General features: G+C 41.4%; 14 protein-coding genes, 1 tRNA gene and 2 pseudogenes. 3 read left to right on the top strand and 14 right to left on the bottom strand.

Features of this window, described 5'->3' with window-relative positions; all coding sequences use genetic code 11:
* Nucleotides 1-11: 11 nt before the first annotated feature.
* From KQI39_RS08160 to KQI39_RS08100, 13 genes and pseudogenes are all read right to left on the bottom strand, one after another.
* Nucleotides 12-548 (bottom strand): GNAT family N-acetyltransferase, encoded by a 537-nt coding sequence (locus tag KQI39_RS08160; RefSeq protein WP_216417726.1) that lies wholly within the window; start codon nt 546-548, stop codon nt 12-14.
* 65 nt (nt 549-613) lie between these two features.
* Nucleotides 614-1,018 carry a hypothetical protein gene (locus KQI39_RS08155; RefSeq protein WP_216417724.1) on the bottom strand — a complete coding sequence of 135 codons (405 nt, stop codon included), beginning with the start codon at nt 1,016-1,018 and terminating at the stop codon, nt 614-616.
* Between the two features lie 7 nt (nt 1,019-1,025).
* A complete protein-coding gene (locus KQI39_RS08150; protein ID WP_005334864.1) occupies nt 1,026-1,322 on the bottom strand; it encodes a hypothetical protein in 297 nt (98 codons plus the stop codon).
* A gap of 9 nt (nt 1,323-1,331) precedes the next feature.
* Nucleotides 1,332-2,054: pseudogene (locus tag KQI39_RS17880) on the bottom strand (DUF6017 domain-containing protein); the annotation flags it as partial.
* Nucleotides 2,043-2,654, bottom strand: a pseudogene (locus KQI39_RS17875) (ParB/RepB/Spo0J family partition protein); the annotation flags it as partial. The pseudogenes KQI39_RS17875 and KQI39_RS17880, both read right to left, overlap by 12 nt.
* A complete protein-coding gene (locus KQI39_RS08135; protein ID WP_216417722.1) occupies nt 2,644-3,429 on the bottom strand; it encodes a ParA family protein in 786 nt (261 codons plus the stop codon). The pseudogene KQI39_RS17875 and the gene KQI39_RS08135, both read right to left, overlap by 11 nt.
* A gap of 14 nt (nt 3,430-3,443) precedes the next feature.
* The gene (locus KQI39_RS08130) at nt 3,444-4,409 is read right to left on the bottom strand and encodes a ParB/RepB/Spo0J family partition protein (protein ID WP_216417720.1); all 966 of its coding nucleotides are present in this window, start codon (nt 4,407-4,409) and stop codon (nt 3,444-3,446) included.
* A 249-nt stretch (nt 4,410-4,658) separates the two neighbouring features.
* Nucleotides 4,659-4,732 (bottom strand) — tRNA-Arg (locus KQI39_RS08125).
* Between the two features lie 374 nt (nt 4,733-5,106).
* Nucleotides 5,107-5,982 carry a DUF3881 family protein gene (locus tag KQI39_RS08120; protein WP_021976387.1) on the bottom strand — a complete coding sequence of 292 codons (876 nt, stop codon included), beginning with the start codon at nt 5,980-5,982 and terminating at the stop codon, nt 5,107-5,109.
* A gap of 33 nt (nt 5,983-6,015) precedes the next feature.
* Nucleotides 6,016-7,311 carry a serine--tRNA ligase gene (gene serS / locus KQI39_RS08115; protein WP_021976386.1) on the bottom strand — a complete coding sequence of 432 codons (1,296 nt, stop codon included), beginning with the start codon at nt 7,309-7,311 and terminating at the stop codon, nt 6,016-6,018.
* Nucleotides 7,312-7,353: 42 nt separating this feature from the next.
* Nucleotides 7,354-7,875 carry a DUF4446 family protein gene (locus KQI39_RS08110; RefSeq protein ID WP_216417718.1) on the bottom strand — a complete coding sequence of 174 codons (522 nt, stop codon included), beginning with the start codon at nt 7,873-7,875 and terminating at the stop codon, nt 7,354-7,356.
* Nucleotides 7,876-7,883: 8 nt separating this feature from the next.
* Nucleotides 7,884-8,813 carry a ParB/RepB/Spo0J family partition protein gene (locus KQI39_RS08105; RefSeq protein WP_021976384.1) on the bottom strand — a complete coding sequence of 310 codons (930 nt, stop codon included), beginning with the start codon at nt 8,811-8,813 and terminating at the stop codon, nt 7,884-7,886.
* Entirely contained in the window at nt 8,813-9,580 is a 768-nt protein-coding gene (locus tag KQI39_RS08100; RefSeq protein WP_118071877.1) for a ParA family protein, read from the bottom strand. Before KQI39_RS08100 ends, KQI39_RS08105 begins: the two co-directional genes overlap by 1 nt.
* A gap of 1,462 nt (nt 9,581-11,042) precedes the next feature.
* Between KQI39_RS08100 and KQI39_RS08095 the strand changes: the two genes are divergently transcribed.
* The gene (locus KQI39_RS08095) at nt 11,043-11,486 is read left to right on the top strand and encodes an SseB family protein (protein WP_216417716.1); all 444 of its coding nucleotides are present in this window, start codon (nt 11,043-11,045) and stop codon (nt 11,484-11,486) included.
* 282 nt (nt 11,487-11,768) lie between these two features.
* Nucleotides 11,769-12,722 carry an alpha/beta fold hydrolase gene (locus KQI39_RS08090; RefSeq protein ID WP_216417713.1) on the top strand — a complete coding sequence of 318 codons (954 nt, stop codon included), beginning with the start codon at nt 11,769-11,771 and terminating at the stop codon, nt 12,720-12,722.
* Nucleotides 12,723-12,862: 140 nt separating this feature from the next.
* Here the strand turns inward: KQI39_RS08090 and KQI39_RS08085 are convergent, their stop codons facing one another.
* Nucleotides 12,863-13,453 (bottom strand): TetR-like C-terminal domain-containing protein, encoded by a 591-nt coding sequence (locus KQI39_RS08085; protein WP_148445690.1) that lies wholly within the window; start codon nt 13,451-13,453, stop codon nt 12,863-12,865.
* Between the two features lie 394 nt (nt 13,454-13,847).
* On the opposite strand from KQI39_RS08085, the gene KQI39_RS08080 reads away from it, so the two are divergent.
* The gene (locus tag KQI39_RS08080; RefSeq protein ID WP_216417711.1) at nt 13,848-17,159 is read left to right on the top strand and encodes a YhgE/Pip domain-containing protein; all 3,312 of its coding nucleotides are present in this window, start codon (nt 13,848-13,850) and stop codon (nt 17,157-17,159) included.
* Nucleotides 17,160-17,196 lie beyond the last annotated feature (37 nt).

The following is a 17,196-nucleotide window of genomic DNA, read 5'->3' as shown; positions in this document are numbered from 1 at the left end:
CAAACTTGAATTTACCTAATAATCTTTTCAAACCGAAACATTCCGTCCGGAAACTGCTCGTCCTGCTTTTCAGCATTCATTTCCGGATTATTGGGGGCTTGGTGATATTTGTTAAAGAACTCTACGATGTGAAAACCACATCTGTTCACATAAAAATGGATGTTCCGCTGCTCGAAATAGGGCGTTACGGTTTCCCAGACTTTCACTTCTGGATATAACTTCTCAACTTCGCACCATGCAGCATACCCGATGCCTTTGCTATGAACTGATGGCGCAATGAAAAGAAGATCTAGGTCGCCTTTTTCACCCTCGACTTTAATCACAATACCGCCTACTTTTTTGCCATCGAGTACGATGCGGTAAGCTTCACCATCGTCAATGGACTGCTCAATCGTTTCTCGTGATATAATCTGTCCATCTTCCTCAAAATGATTATCTCTAAGGCCAAATTCTTCCAGGGCACCGTAATTGAAGGCTTCCTGATTGTCTAAAACAAATTGCTCTCTATCACTGTGTTCAAGGGGGCGCAACTGCACAATAGTAGTCATGTCTTTACTCCTAAAAATCCCGATTTGCACTTCAAATCGTTTTCTTTATTCTATCATAGCTTCTATTATTCCGCCATCAGTCTTTCGAACCAGGTATCCATAACAATGATGAACTGGCCTGCTCCTGGCAATTCTTGCAGCATTTCGTCAAGAGTTTTCTGTTTCACGTATTTCTGCACATACACCCAACAGGCAACGCTACTGGCTTCTGATACAATGTCAGCTATGGTTTTGCGCATAAGCTCTTCGAATTCAGCAATTTCTTCTTTTTGAAGAATATCATAAAGTTTTGGTGCCTGATGACTTAATTTTACGCCATTTTCATTTGCATCTTTAAGCAGATTCTTAACTTTTTCTCTTGAATTCTCCGGTACTTTCATATACTCCCACATAAATGCTACCACATCGGACGGTGTGTCTTTTTTAAGTGGTGGTAACTGAATATAATCATTGTTTTCGCTCATTTTCATATCCTCCTCACGATATAATAAAATCAATAATACGTTCTCTTGTCATGTCCAGTACAGTATCTACGAACACTCCTGCAAACAGGATCAGATACAGAATTACACTCAGCGAAAACAGAAATGCAACCTGTACCCAGTCATGGTAACAGTATGCAGTCGCTATAATCAACAAAGTGAATATAAACCCAAGGATCCCTCTGACAACCGCATAAGTCTGTACTGTCATCTTCACTGCCAAGCCGATCACAAAAAGGATCAGCCATACCGGCAGTAATAATATCTTCCCAGCAAGTTTTAAAATAAACATGTGCACCTCCTATCTTACCAGTCCTGGCATATCATGGTTCACCTCTGCCTGATAATACCCGTTCATTGTAGACGGTGCATTAAACAGGGCTGCTAATAAATATTTCTTGATGTTCTTCACTTTTGTGGTGTTACCACGCATACAGTGTAAGACATACTCGATATGTGAATAGGTCAGCATCAGAAATTTTTTCTTTACCAGTGATGCCGGATACCAGTTGCTGGCAATCAAGATCTTGTCATTTTTACACATCACAGTTTCTACGATCAGGTTCACGATTTCATCTACCTGTCGCATATCGTCATGATGGGTTACTTCCAGTGATTCATAATCAATGGTCTCTTTGACAAGGTTTTCGTAAGCCTGATAATCCTCAGAGCGATTATCGCTATCAAATCTTTTCTCATCCACAGATATGATATGATTAGATTTATTATCATTCATTTCAGTATCACTAAGATTAGTATTATTAGGGTTTGAAATGTAAACTTCTGTAGGTTCCTCATTTTCTACAGAAGTTTGTTTTTTAAACTTCTTTAATTCCTCTCCAAATTTTTTCTCATCTGTTTTCTCAGGCATAAAGGTTTTCACGTAAATGACGTTTACCTTTCCAAATCCCTGTCTGCGTTTCTCGATCAGACCAATTCCGGTTTCGTCATCCAGTTCTCTCATGGATTTGATGGCTTTATTTCTGCCACAATTCAGTAATTCCATGATATCTTCGATGGAAACTGTAAACTGGAGCTTCTTGTTGTCTACCAAATCAAGCAATTCCGGTATCAATTCTGTCAGGCGGATATAACGAGTCACCTGCACACTGCTTATTCCAACTTGCTCACCCAATAATTCTCGTGACTTTTTACCTAACTTGTGTTCATTTTGTACACAAGTTAAATCTGTTCTAACTCCCTGTCTCTTCATTGCCTCAAGTTTCATCTTGTAAGCAAATGCTTTCTCACTCGGCAACAATTCCTCACGCTGAATGTTAGCGTCCACCATGGCCACAATGGCATCATCATCCGATAATTCTCTTACGATTGCCGGAATAGTCGTAAATCCTGCCAGCTGTGCTGCATGCATTCTTCTGTGACCGGATACCATTTCATATTCTTCATTTTCATCCACACGAAGCAGTACCGGTGTCAGCACTCCATTGATCTTTACACTTTCAACCAGATCCTGCATCTTCTCATCATCCAGCACCTTGAACGGATGATTTTTAAATGGATGGATCTTACTGATCTCTATCTCCATTGCAGATTCTTCATTTACCACACCAAGCAGTTCATCAATACTTGCCAGTCTGATCTTTTCTCCACTTCTATTTTTCATTCTTCAAAACCTCCTGTGTTAAGTTCATATATGCTTCAGCAACCTTTCCTTTCGGGCAGTGCATGTAGATGCTTTTTCCCTCTGCACTGGTCTCAGCAGCTTTTACGGACATCGGAATCACATTTTCAAATACTTCGATCTGGCTTCCGTAGGTTGTATGTACTCTCGCTGCAATGTCCCTTGCATAATTGGTCCTGAAATCTACCATAGTCAGGAGAATGCCCTCAATCGCCAGTTTCCGGTTCAGTCTTTTCTTTACTGTAAGAATGGTCTTGATCAGCTGCTGAAGGCCTTTAACAGGCAAATATGCGGCCTGCACAGGTATCAGAACGGAATCGGAGGAGACCAGTGCATTGATCGTCATCATGCCAAGGCTCGGCATACAGTCGATCAGGATATAATCGTATCGTGATCTTATCGCATCGATATATTCTTTCATGATCATTTCCCTGCTCATAACATTTCCCATCGTTACTTCCAGGGCGGAAAGCTCAATATTGGCCGGAAGAAGATCTACATTTTCCTGATGATGCAGGATTCCATCTTCCAGAGAGATCTCTTCTTCGTTGATGACATCCATCATGATCGTTGCCAGTGTGATGCGTAGATCATCCGGTTCCTCATATCCAAGACTTGCTGTTAAACTTCCCTGTGGATCCGCGTCAATCAGCAGCACTTTCTTACCTTCTCTTGCCAGTCCAATGCCTACATTTACAGTTGTGGTGGTCTTTCCGACTCCGCCTTTCTGGTTTACTATGGATATAACTTTACACATGATTTCTTCCTCCTTTAACTTTCCCATGATTCTTTTTTCCATAATTTCAGCAGTGCCAGTATTTCCCGTTTCATCATTGCCGGTATATAGGAATTCGGAAAATACTTGTGTAACTGCTCGTTTGTAAATGCCACTCTAGTGATCTCACCCTTTTTAACCTCACTCATGATCTCTTCCATCTTTTCCAGTGACAACTGTTTTTCTTTACTCAGTTGTCGGATCCTCTGGGCCTGCGAGAGTGACGGGATTGCCTGTGCATAGTCCATTGCTGCAAGAAGTTCTCTTTGTTCTTTTTCACTCAATGCAGCTATCTCTACAGCCGGACAAAAAGAAATGATCTCATCATCCAGTTTCTGCAGCATTTCCGGTATAAGTTTTGTCAGTGAGATGTAACGCTGCACCTGTTTTGGACTATCACCACAATCCTCACTGATGATCTCTATCGCCCGCTTTCTTGGTGTTTTGTGGTCAACTTGGCTCTTTTTTCGACCACTTTTTCTTTTTAGTACTTCATTCTTCAGTTTGTAAGCAAATGCTTTTTCACTGTAGCTGATCCGTTCTCTGTGAAGATTGGAATCTACCATGCTCAAGATGGAATCATCTTCACTTAATACTCGGATGATCACCGGTACTTTACGGTATCCCAGTTTCTCCGCAGCATGTTTTCTTCTGTGACCGGATATGATCTCATAGTAGTCATCCGGTACCGGTCTGACGATCAGCGGATTTAAGATTCCATACTTCTCAATGCTTTCCTGCAGAAGAAACATTTCCTTATCGTCTTTCACCTGAAACGGATGCTCCTTGAACGGTCGAAGACGCTCAATCTCAATTTCTATGATTCTTTCTTCGTTTTCTCCTGATTGTCTGTTTGGTTCAGTCATCTTGACTCCTTTCCTCCAGGATTCAGGAAATAAAAAATGCCTGCCTGGAACTTTTATAGATAGTAAAGTTCCAAACAGACATTGCTGTTTGACCATTAGCTGTAGCTAATAGAATTGAATACTGTTTCAGCTAATTCATGTTTGCAGGTTTGGGAGAGATTGTTTCTTTTCCCGCCTTTTCTCTGATTTACATCCCCGAATAAGGGGTGACAACAGAGCGGAACCCAAATGTTAGCTGGAAATTGATCATTTTGAATGGAATTTCATGTCACGAACGTGATTAGAAAATAACAAAAGCGTTCGTTGTCAGCTAATCCAGCTAACATTTTCGAACGCTTTGAAGCCCGTCGCCAAGAGGATTTGAACCTCCGACCCCTCGCTTAGGAGGCGAGTGCTCTATCCAGCTGAGCTATGACGACACATGCCGCAAACCCTTGATTTTAATGGGTTTCTGGGATTTTTCCCTTCGGCCATATATAAGATTATCAACTCTTTTTCAAGTTGTCAATCTACAGATTTTTTCGATTTGGTAACATTAGAACGCTCCCAAAATTGGGGAATGCTTTGTTGTCACCTTTGGCATTTTTCAGAATAGATTCGAACTGAAAGTTGTTTTTCATTTTTTCCCTTTGGGGAATGCCTCGGCTTTCTCTTAGGAGGCGAGTGCTCTATCCAGCTGAGCTACGAGGACATATATGGTTGTGAAACATTTCGGATGCTTCCAGAAGTTTCACAACCATTATTTTACTATATTTATTTTGAAATTACAAGAATTAATTCCGGGTCCGGAAACTTAGTAATGCAGCTGTCCCTGCAGCCAGATCGTTCCCTTGAAGCGGCGGCCAACTGCAGGCTCACCGAGAAGATCTTTGCTGTTGATGCAGACATCGAACTGCATATCGTTGCTCTCAATAGTCATCTGGCAGATTTCTTCGCCAGTCAGAATATTCTTAAATTTCATAATATCCAGAATCTCGCCAAGTACATTGTACTGGTCACACTCAATTCCATATGGCATGAAATAGGAATCCACAATGGTTAAAATATCGTCAGTAACAATCCTCTGGGAGATCATGGAATACGTATCCATGTCTTCCATTGTGAGGCTTTCCATTGCTTCTTCATCACCATTTCTTGCAGCCTCGATAAGATTTGTTCTGTTTTTGGCAAGCTCTCGCTCCACCTTTACAGCCTCTTTATCTTTCTGCACCGGAAAAAGGATCTTTCCTTCTGAAGCAAGACCGGAAACTGTTACAGGTCTGTTTCCGGGATCTTTCAGGCCTCTGCATTTTTCCTGCATATATTCTGCCGGGTTCTGCAGATAAAAGATCATCGTCACACCAATGCGAAGATCATCACATGCACCTGCATAAGATTCTTTCTCTGTATGACGTTCAACAGTTACTTTTTCCCTGGATGTGATTCCTGTTCCTCTGAAAAACGGAAAATAATATTCCACGTGAAACTCACCGTTTTCATCGTACTGACCACAAACGCTGATTCCACAGTCGCAGCCGTAATTCTTGGAAAACTGTACAAATACGCCTTCCGGATGATTTTCCACGCAAACTTTTTCATCGTAGTTTGCGATCACATCACGGATGATCTCTTTTACTTCACTTCTTCTGGTAACCTGTGAAAAGCCAACGGCCTTTAAATAACTATGCACAAGAACACCTCCCTGAAAAAGCCTGCGTTTCTCTTACGCGCGTGTCTTTTTCTCAATCTTTGTCATACCGCCCATGTATGGCTGCAGAGCTTTTGGAATGCTTACAGAACCGTCTGCATTCAGGTTATTCTCCAGGAAAGCGATGAGCATTCTCGGAGGTGCTACTACTGTGTTATTTAATGTATGTGCAAGATATTTCTTACCATCTTTGCCGTTTACACGGATTTTCAGACGACGTGCCTGTGCATCACCAAGGTTGGAGCAGCTTCCTACCTCGAAGTATTTCTTCTGACGTGGGGACCATGCCTCAACATCGAGGGATTTTACTTTAAGGTCAGCGAGATCACCGGAGCAGCACTCAAGTGTACGAACCGGAATATCAAGAGAACGGAACAGATCTACAGTGTTCTGCCACAGTTTGTCGAACCACATTTTGCTCTCCTCTGGCTTGCAGACAACGATCATCTCCTGTTTCTCGAACTGATGGATACGGTAAACACCTCTCTCCTCAAGTCCGTGAGCACCTTTCTCTTTACGGAAGCATGGAGAATAGCTTGTAAGTGTCTTCGGAAGCTCTTCCTCCGGAATGATCTGGTCGATGAATTTACCGATCATGGAATGCTCACTTGTACCGATCAGGTAAAGATCCTCACCCTCGATCTTATACATCATAGCGTCCATCTCAGCGAAACTCATAACGCCTGTAACAACGTTGCTTCTGATCATGAAAGGCGGTACACAGTAAGTAAATCCACGGTTGATCATGAAATCTCTTGCGTAGGAAATTACTGCGGAATGAAGACGAGCGATGTCTCCCATCAGATAATAGAATCCGTTACCTGCAACACGTCTTGCGCTGTCAAGGTCGATTCCGTCAAAGCTCTCCATAATATCTGTATGATACGGAACTTCGAAATCCGGAACAACCGGCTCACCGAATTTCTCGATCTCTACGTTCTGGCTGTCATCTTTACCGATCGGTACAGACGGATCGATGATGTTCGGGATTACCATCATGTCTTTCAGAAGCTCTTCCTCAACCTCTTTCTCTCTCTGGGAAAGTTCCTCAATACGGGTTCCGGATGCAGCAACCTGCTTTTTAACCTCTTCTGCCTCTTCTCTTTTTCCCTGGCCCATAAGAGCACCGATCTGTTTGGAGATCTTGTTTCTCTCAGCACGGAGAGCCTCAACCTCCTGCTTAATCTCTCTGTTTTCTTTATCAAGTTCGAGAACCTTGTCAACCAGCTCCAGTTTGCTGTCCTGGAACTTATTGCGGATATTCTGTTTTACAACCTCCGGATTCTCTCTCACAAACTTAATGTCTAACATGATATTCCTCCTGTATTAAAAATATTCTTATTTTTGTAATTTTTATTCTTTCTCGATCTCACCAAGTCCAAAGTTTACGGCTTTTCTCAAAGCTTCCACTTCTTCCTGACTGAGGACAACATAGGATTCACCTTTTACAATCTCCTTTAAATAAAGAAAACAGTTGTCACGGCTGTGAACCGCATTCAGGATCAAACCTGTGTTATTCTTATCAAGAAACGCCAGCGCAAAACTAAGTTTTCCACCTACATCATCAAAAGCATCATACTTCTCAACACCATATTTGCTGAACATTACATTCAGATTTTTTTTGATAAAGCTGATGTCATGATCATGATCTTCCTTTGCCTCATACAGCCGGTCGATCTGTGCAAATTTTCTTACAAAAACTTTTTCCAGTGACTGTGCATCTCCGCCTCTCATGAACAGTTTGTACTTCCGTTCCAGACGGCTCAGACGCATATTGCTGCTCACCACATTAATCAGAAGAATGATGGTAAGGATCAGCAAAATAATGATCACAATCCCGGAATCAATTCCTATGCTTTCAAAAATTCCGCTCATTCTGCCTCCTATCTGATAGATTCGAACAGATCAATGATCCTCTCCAGTTCATCCCTGGAATAATATTCAATTTCAATTTTGCCTTTGTTGTTTTTCTTTCGCTGAATGGATACCTTTGTTCCCATGATGCCTTTCATTTTTTCTTCCAGGCTTTCATAAATGGCATCCTCTGCGGTATTTCTCTCTGTTTTCTCTTTTTTTGCCGGGGAAACCAGATTTTTTACAAGTTTTTCCGTCTCACGGACACTGAGTTTCTCGTCAAAAACCTTCATGGCTGTATTTTCCTGAAGGGTTTCATCGGAAATTCCCAGAAGTGCTCTTGCATGGCCTGCAGAAATCATATCTGCAATCACCATTTCCTGCACTTTTGAAGTAAGCTTCAGAAGACGCATGGAATTGGTTACCGCGGTTCTGCTCTTGGCAACTCTGTCTGCGATTTCATCCTGTTTCAGGTGAAACTCTTCCATCAGACGTTTGTAGGCCATTGCTTCTTCTATAGGGTTCAGATCTTCCCGCTGAATATTCTCAATCAGAGAAATTTCCACAATCTCCTGATCTGTAAACTCCTTTACCACAACCGGAACTTCCTTAAGTCCAGCCATCTTGGCTGCTCTCCAGCGACGTTCCCCTGCTATGATCTCAAAATAATCCTTCTTATCTGATACCAGCAGTGGCTGAAGAACTCCATACTGCTTGATCGATTCAGAAAGCTCCATCAGTGCGTCCTCATCAAAATGCCTTCTCGGCTGATTCAGATTCGGCTCCACACTGGAAATTTTTACAAGACGTTCTGCCGCAGGTTTTTCCTGTGCTTCTGTTTTTTCTTTCTTAACTGTGGATCTTGTCCTTTTTGCGGTTTCCTTTGACGGTCCGCCGGCTTTATTAGGAATCAGTGCATCCAGACCTCTTCCAAGGCCTCCTGTTTTTCTTGCAGCCATTATTCGCCCTCCCTGCTGATAACTTCTTCTGCCAGAAGACGGTAGCTTTCTGCTCCTGTAGATCTTGAATCGTACAGGTTAATTGGTTTTCCATAGCTTGGAGCCTCTGCAAGTCGTACATTTCTCGGAATAATCGTTTTGTATATATTCTGATCCAGGTTTTCTTTTACATTCTCTACAACCTGGAGTGACAGATTTGTTCTGGCATCATACATGGTGAAGACCACGCCTTCGATTTTCAGACGTTTATTCAATCTGTCTCTCACCAGTTCGATGGTATGTATCAGCTGTGACAGACCTTCCAGTGCGTAATATTCACACTGAATCGGCACCAGAACAGAAGTTGCCGCCGTCAGGGCATTGATTGTCAGCATGCTCAGTGACGGCGGACAATCCATGATTATGTAATCATATTTCCGACGCAGTTTGTCAGTAATCTTTTTCAGGATATATTCCTTATCCTCAAGATCTACCAGCTCAATCTCAGCACCGGAAAGATTCATATTCGATGGTATCAGGTCAACATTATCTACTACGTTTTTTATAATGGTATCTTTGGTCTCTGCTTCTCCAAGCAGCAGCTCGTAAAGGGTATTTTCTACTGCATTCTTGTCCACGCCAAGTCCACTTGTGGTATTTCCCTGCGGATCTATGTCAATGGCAAGAACCTTTTTCCCTTTTTCAGCAAGGCAGGCCGATAAATTAATTGCCGTTGTTGACTTTCCAACCCCGCCTTTCTGATTGGCAACTGCAATGATTCGTCCCATTTTACCCCTCCTTTTTTGTATTTTTTAAGGGATTTTTACTCATTGGATACCATTATAACACTTTTATTTTTAAACCGCCACATAATGTTTCACGTGAAACAATAGAAAATGGGTTTTGAATTATTTTATTTATTGTGTAGTATACCCAAACTTCAGGGCTCTTAAACTGCTCTTGCAATACACGGTTCTTACTCCAGAACCTGTTCTGTTATAAATACGATTATTTCATATCTTGTTATCATCAATCACTCCTCTTTTCTCGGCGTATATAGTCTAAGATTTATCACCCTTTAACCGAATCAGGGAAATCCCCTGCGGGGTTACGAAAAGCAATAAACAGTGGGTGGGGACCTGCTCTTATACATCGGGGTACTCAAACGTCGCTTATTTTCTTTTCAGGGCGGAAGTAAAACCAATTGATATTACGATGAAGAGCGAAATGTTGTGAAAGATTTTTGGGTACCGTTTCAGGAAATATATCGGCGCATTTTGTCATATAGCAAAATGAAACAGCGAATTTTGGCGTATTTTAGAGACGTCTGATTTTTGCTGTTTTTGTCATTTTTATATAATATATAGAAACTATAAAGTATTAAAAATGCTTATTTTATAGTCATTACAAGCGCAATATAGTTGAATTTATATCTTGTGAAAAACATTTGTCATCTTCTTATTTCAGACAGCAAAGTTTCATTTTGTGTCATCTTTTTATCCTGGTTATACGCCGCGAAGCGGCGTATTTATATTTTTTTCAGTCATACCCAAGGCATTTGCCTGCCAGTATCTCTCCATTCATAGCTTATCGGTCTCAAAATCTCCATCTGAAGCTCTTCTGATTTGTCCAAACTGATCTTTCAGGCAGCTCAAAGTACCTTTTCTTCTCTATATATAAGCCTCAAATCCATCATCAAAAGGATTTTTTTATCAAAATAGCTATATTTAGGACCTACATGCACCATTACAGCAGCATATTTAAGACGTACAGCCGCATAAAATATTAAAAAAATTCCCTTTAATTGTGCCATTTCAGAAATAAAAAGGACTTTTTTGTACCGTCGCCCATTCAGGTCCTTATTCATAAGGTATTTGCAATAAAAACGGTAGTATTTGTTGCATTTTTGGTGTGTGCAGGTGCACATATTGGTATTAGGGGATTTTTGTACATTTTTATATATGTACTATAAATCGTACATTAATATTATTATAGTACTATAAATCGTACTTTTATGCTATTTTTAGCGTTAAACCTTTATGTTTTGTCATATCTCTTCTTTTATTTTTCTTTCTCACAGAAAAGTCCGATATATTGGACATATATATTTTCTTTCTACATTTCCTTCCTCACACCCTCATCCATAAAAGCATGCATATTTGCATTTAACTTAATCTTGCCGCTCTATTTCCGGAAATGCTATAATACAACCATTAACAATCTATCTATATTGAAAGGAATATTTCTATCATGAATCCAATTAACCACGATCAGGCAAAGGCCCAATTAGATAAAACGCTTCAGGGAAATGACAAAATCGAAACTGCAATCGCTGCTCTCCAGCAGGACGCTACAGAAGAAATGCTGGCGCACGTTCTTACTGTAATTCGTCGCAGAACGAAAGAGCGTGCTCAGCTGATCATCGCAGTAGAACCACCCAAAGGTGATGGAATAATCAATCTTCAGGCCATAAAAACCAGCGACGGAAAACAATGGTGGGCTGCTTTTACCAGCTTTGACGAAGAATTAAAAGGCAGTAACCAGATCATGTCTACTTTTACCGCCGATATTGACAAACTTTTTTATTCCGCACTGGAGGAACCATCTATTGAAGGAGTAATTATTAATCCCTGGAATCGGACAATTATGCTCAATAAAACTTTAATCAATATCATTCTTGGAAATCCTGTATAATCTGTGTAATATTATTTACAGCCATGTATTTACAATGTGTGTTTCACGTGAAACATACATTGTAAAACTCATAAAATTGTTTCTTTTCTATTGTGTTTCACATATTACTGTTCACATTTCACCTTTCTTCTCCCAGTCTACAAAAGCATTGTAAAATCCCCCTCAATAGCGTATAATAAAGCAAAGAAATATTCAGACAAAACACATTAGATCAGTGAAGTTTTAGCGCATAAAGCAGTATATTTTCCCTGATCACTTTGTACGAATTTCAGGAGGCTTTTAATGAAGAAAAATGGACACAAACTATTTACACTTGTAGCTTTATTAGGCACAGCCGCAGGAGTCATTCATATTGCCAACCGTTTTATAGATGCTACATCACAGCTTAAAGACATGCTGGAACAGCCACATAGCAAAACCTATGACTGGCGTTTTGGAAAAATCCACTATACTAAGCAGGGACATGGTTCTCCGCTCCTTCTTGTTCACGATATGATGCCAGGAGCATCCGGATATGAATGGAGTTCCGTTGAAAAGCAGCTTGCGACAGAACATACCGTCTACACATTAGACCTTCTCGGATGCGGCCGCTCAGAAAAACCGGATATTACTTATACCAATTTTGTATATGCTCAATTACTTTGCGATTTCGCTAAAAATGTTATTCAGCAGGAAACAGATGTTATTGCCAGCGGCTTTTCCGGATCCTTTGTAATTATGGCATACCGTAATAATTCCGATTATTTCCGAAAAATTATGCTTGTCAATCCGCCAAGCCTCAGTTCTCTGAAACAGGCACCTTGTGAGGATAATAAATTATTCAAACGCCTGATCGAATTCCCTGTTTTCGGAACATTGATCTATCATATCGCATGTTCACGTGAAACTATCAGCAGTTTTTTCATGGAACAATTATTCTATAATCCGTTCCACGTGACAGATATACTGGTCGATACTTATTATGAGTCCGCTCATAAAGGCGGTTCCAATGCCAAATATCTGTACTCCAGCTATATTGGAAAATATCTCAACATCAGTATTAATAATGCTGTAGAATCTTCTGATGCCTGCATTTATATTGTTTCCGGTGAAAAAGAAGCTTCCGCTTCTCTTATTGCCGAAGAATATCAGAAGTTGAATTCTTCCATCGAGACTGCTGTAATCCCCGAAACCAGACATCTTCCTCACCTTGAAGATCCGGAGCATTTTCTGGAGCAGGTATCTATTTTCCTGTAAATCCAGAAAATATTTATAAAAAAACATTCATAAGATTTCATAAAAAAATAGAGGTTATATAATTTTATAGCAATTATATAGCCTCTATTTTCTTATTTCATTTTTTATTTACTGTTTCACGTGAAACATCAAAGCTTCTACTATCTCAAAGCCTGTTCTAAATACATATGCGTTGTATTATCAATCAACTTATGTGTCAGTTCTGCCATATGCTGTGTAGATTCCTGATTTTCAGAAGAAAGCCATGTTTTAATCATTCCTACACATCCATTCAGGCAAAAAGCATACGCATACTCAATGTCACGGTTATCCTTCGGCAGACGAATAGACAGGCGATGCAGAACTGTATCTGCAATTAACTTTTCAATCCGACTGACGAACGCCATGTCGCCATTCTTTCCGAGAAGTGCAATACAAATATCCTTATTATTGTCCAGAATCGTAAAAATCTGCTCAATAAACGGATAAGAACTCTCCTTATTATTAATAGGATCCAGAGGATAATCCGCTACCAGATGAGAAACCTCATCCATCAATTCCGCCTCAATAGACTCAAGCATCTGATAGATATCTGTATAATGAAGATAAAACGTCGAACGGTTAATATCCACTTCCTCGACAAGTTCTTTCACGGTAATCTCTTTAATGCTCTTCTTCTGCATAAGGCGAGCCAGTCCTGCACGAAGCTGTGCTTTCGTTTTTCGTACTCTTCTGTCAACTTTTTCCGCCATTTCAAATTTCCCCCAATCATTCCTGTAAAAAATAGCTGTTATTTGTCTATCTTGTAGATTTTATTGTGTTATAGATAAATATTCAATATATGTCTATTAATGTACATTCCGCAAATATTTAATGGTTGTATCTGTGGTATGTGTTTAGTATAATACATCACGTAAAGAAAATCAACACTTTGTTTGATAATGGATTTAAGAACTATTAATAGAGTCAAGAGTGATTAATAGAGTCCAATACCATTACTGGAATAAAGTTTGATTAATCAACTGTAGTAATCCAGAAAATCTTTACATCAGGAAGAATTTTTTCAGAATCTGCCCTGATGTAATCATTAACCGGAACGCTGCAAACTATAAATACAAAAAATTTAATAAGAAAGGGATAGGTAAAATGATCAAAAACGAATGGAAAAGCTTACTTCGCAATAAGCTCATGCTTATCGTTGTAATCGCAATCATCGTTATCCCGATCATCTATGCAGGCCTGTTTCTGAAATCCATGTGGGATCCTTACGGAAGCGTGGATAACCTGCCGGTGGCTGTGGTAAACGAAGATAAACCAGTTGAGTACAATGGCAAGACGCTAAGTATAGGTAAGGATATGGCGGATGAGCTGAAAGACAACGACTCAATGGCATTCAACATTGTAGACAGTAAGACAGCAGAGGACGGTCTGGCAAACGGAACCTATTACATGGTTATTACCATTCCGGAAGACTTCTCCGCAAATGCTTCTACAGTAATGGATGATAATCCAAAACAGATGGAGCTGAGCTATCAGACCAACCCAGGAACCAACTACATAGCTTCCAAGCTCAGTGAAACCGCGATCCTGAAACTTCGTGACAACATTGCATCACAGGTTACTGAAACCTACACCGAAACCGTTTTTGATTCTATCTCAGAAGCTGGTGACGGAATGCAGGAAGCAGCTGACGGATCCGGAAAAATCGAAGACGGTTTAAGTACAGTTGCCGATGGTAATAAAACCATTACCAAAAACCTGAAGAAGCTTTCCACCAGTACTCTTACATTCGTAAGCGGCGCTGACAGCCTTACCGAAGGACTTAAGACATACACCGACGGTGTAGCACAGGTCAACGACGGAGCAAAAAGTCTGGATGATGGTGCAAAACAGCTGAACAGCGGTGTTGCCACTCTTACAGAAAAAGTTCCGGAACTGACAGAAGGCGTTGATACCCTAGATAAAGGTGTTCAGCAGTATACCGCAGGTGTTGACGAACTTAACGAAAATTCCGATGCACTGAAAAGTGGCGCAAGCAGTCTGGAATCCGGTGCAAAAGCACTGAGCGAAGGTATTAATACTCTTTCCAGTGGTACTACACAGTATGTAAGTGGCGCTAACACTCTTGCAGATGGAACAACTGCTTATGTAGAAGGTGCAGAACAGCTGGCAGCTGGTGCAAAACAGCTTTCCGGTCTGGAAAAACTTGGAGATGTTTCCAATGGTATTTCTCAGCTGAATCAGGCGGTTACAAAGGGCAGTGACAAATCTCAGTCTCTTGTATCCGGAACCCAGCAGCTGGAAAACGGATTGAAAGATCTCAATGATACAGTTTCTTCCTTAAAGGACAGCACTACTGATGAATCTATCAAAACCTTATCTGCCGGTCTTGCCTCTGCAAAACAGGGCATGAATGATGCAGCAGATGGCATGACAACAGCCGCTAATGGTATGACAGATGCAGCAAACGGAATCAACAACGCTGCTGGATATATCAATCAGGCAGCAGGCATTACCAGCCAGACCAGTTCCAGCATTTCCAACGAGCTGATTCCTGCAGTACAGAATGCAGGCGCACAGTTCTCACAGGTTGGACAGCAGATCAATGATCTTCTCACAGGCTATGAACAGACAACTACCGAAAAGCTTACAGAAGCAAACACAACAATAAGTACTGCACAGCAGAGCATGAGCAATGCTGCAGCTGCACTTCAGGCTATTCAGGCATCCGCTTCTGAAGATGGAACAGTTTCTGCTGAAAGCCTTAGCGAAGTAATCGGTGCACTGAACGATGCAGCTGGTGGAATGTCCGGTGTAGATGGTTCTTATATGAACAGCTATTCCGAACAGGCTTCACAGTTAGTATCCGGTGTATCCAGTCAGCTCTCCTCCACTCAGGAAAGTCTGAATGCTACTGTTTCAAAGCTTAACGAAGCAGCAACCGGACTGAGCGCAATCTCCAATGGTCTTACTGCTGGCGCAGACAGTCTTTCCAAAGGCGCAGCTTCCATGACAGAGGGTGCAGCCAGCATGAATGCGGGTGCAGAAAAAATGGCCGCAGGTGCAAGCCAGATCCCAGCAGTTCCGTCTGATCTGATCGCTCAGCTTTCCGCAGGAGTAAATAAACTCTATGTTGGATCTAAAGCTGTAAATGCCGGAACCCAGCAGGTTTCCGCAGGTCTTCAGACACTGGAAACAAGCACAACATCTTTCCCACAGGCAGCTGCCGGAATCAAGGCACTGAATGAAGGATTCGATACATTAACTGCTAACGATAAGAAACTTACTTCTGGAGCTAAGAATCTGAAAGCAGCCGGAAAACAGATCACAAGCGCACTTCCACAGGTGAAATCCGGTGCAGGTCAGCTTGCCGATGGTTCTGAAACACTGACAGCAGGAATCAAAACTTACACAGATGGTGTTGCAAAACTGGCAGCAAACAGCTCCGCTCTTACCAGCGGTACCAACCAGCTTTCCAATGGAGCTAAAACACTTTCAAACGGTGCTACTACTCTTGCAAATGGCACCAAAACATTAGCAAGCGGTACTACTACTCTTTATACTGGTACCAAGAAACTTGTAAGCAATAACAGCACTCTGAACAGTGGTGCAAAACAACTGGCAGATGGTGCTTTTCAGATTCAGAGTGGTTCTTCACAGCTGTATGATGGTTCCAAGAAACTTGGAAATGGCGTGAAAGAGCTGAAAGATGGTTCCGAAACACTGACTACAAGCCTCAGCGATGGAGCTAAAACTGTAAAAGATAATTCAGCAAGTGACGAGACAATCAAGATGTTCGCAACACCAGTTGTGAGCGATGAAACAAAACTTACCGACGTTCCGAATAACGGACACGCAATGGCACCTTATATGATGTCTGTAGGCCTCTGGGTCGGTGCACTGGCATTCTGCCTGATGTATCCTCTGGCTCAGTATAAAGGCAAACTGAAATCCGGTTTTGCATGGTGGGCAAGCAAAGCTTCCGTACTTTATCCGGTAGCAATCCTTCAGGCAATTTGTCTGATCCTTCTGTTACATGCATTTAACGGATTCACCCCTGTTGAGATGGGCAAGACAGTCCTCTTCGCCTGCCTCGCAGCAATGACCTTTACATCCATGATGTATTTCTTTAACATCACACTTGGTAAAGTAGGAAGCTTCCTGATGCTGGTATTCATGGTCGTTCAGCTTGCAGGATCTGCCGGTACTTATCCGGTTGAGATTTCTCCTGAATTTGTTTCAAAGATTCACGCATACCTGCCATTCACTTACACCGTTGATGCATTCCGTGCAACAATCAGTGGTGGCAGAAGCATTACTACTTCCGTAATTGTACTGGCTGTACTGTTTGTGATCTTCACGATCCTGACAATCCTTCAGTTCAATCACATGGCCAAGAGAAAGAAAGCAGAAAAAGTTGTTCTCTTCGACTGGCTGGAAGAAAGAGGTCTTGCTTAACTAACATGTAACTGACAGAAGCTCCCCCGAACCTTCT

The organism is Blautia sp. MSJ-36, assembly GCF_018917985.1.
Taxonomy (GTDB): domain Bacteria; phylum Bacillota; class Clostridia; order Lachnospirales; family Lachnospiraceae; genus Blautia_A.
This window is presented reverse-complemented; position numbering and strand designations above follow the sequence as displayed.

Bases quoted from the DNA above. Each gene is read 5' to 3' on its own strand.
- KQI39_RS08135 (WP_216417722.1), bottom strand. From the start codon at position 3,429: ATGTGTAAAGTTATATCCATAGTAAACCAGAAAGGCGGAGTCGGAAAG.
- KQI39_RS08090 (WP_216417713.1), top strand. From the start codon at position 11,769: ATGAAGAAAAATGGACACAAACTATTTACACTTGTAGCTTTATTAGGC.
- KQI39_RS08150 (WP_005334864.1), bottom strand. From the start codon at position 1,322: ATGTTTATTTTAAAACTTGCTGGGAAGATATTATTACTGCCGGTATGG.
- KQI39_RS08085 (WP_148445690.1), bottom strand. From the start codon at position 13,453: ATGGCGGAAAAAGTTGACAGAAGAGTACGAAAAACGAAAGCACAGCTT.
- KQI39_RS08095 (WP_216417716.1), top strand. From the start codon at position 11,043: ATGAATCCAATTAACCACGATCAGGCAAAGGCCCAATTAGATAAAACG.
- KQI39_RS08100 (WP_118071877.1), bottom strand. From the start codon at position 9,580: ATGGGACGAATCATTGCAGTTGCCAATCAGAAAGGCGGGGTTGGAAAG.
- KQI39_RS08155 (WP_216417724.1), bottom strand. From the start codon at position 1,018: ATGAAAATGAGCGAAAACAATGATTATATTCAGTTACCACCACTTAAA.
- KQI39_RS08105 (WP_021976384.1), bottom strand. From the start codon at position 8,813: ATGGCTGCAAGAAAAACAGGAGGCCTTGGAAGAGGTCTGGATGCACTG.
- KQI39_RS08080 (WP_216417711.1), top strand. From the start codon at position 13,848: ATGATCAAAAACGAATGGAAAAGCTTACTTCGCAATAAGCTCATGCTT.
- serS (WP_021976386.1), bottom strand. From the start codon at position 7,311: ATGTTAGACATTAAGTTTGTGAGAGAGAATCCGGAGGTTGTAAAACAG.
- KQI39_RS08130 (WP_216417720.1), bottom strand. From the start codon at position 4,409: ATGGTCAAACAGCAATGTCTGTTTGGAACTTTACTATCTATAAAAGTT.
- KQI39_RS08160 (WP_216417726.1), bottom strand. From the start codon at position 548: ATGACTACTATTGTGCAGTTGCGCCCCCTTGAACACAGTGATAGAGAG.
- KQI39_RS08110 (WP_216417718.1), bottom strand. From the start codon at position 7,875: ATGAGCGGAATTTTTGAAAGCATAGGAATTGATTCCGGGATTGTGATC.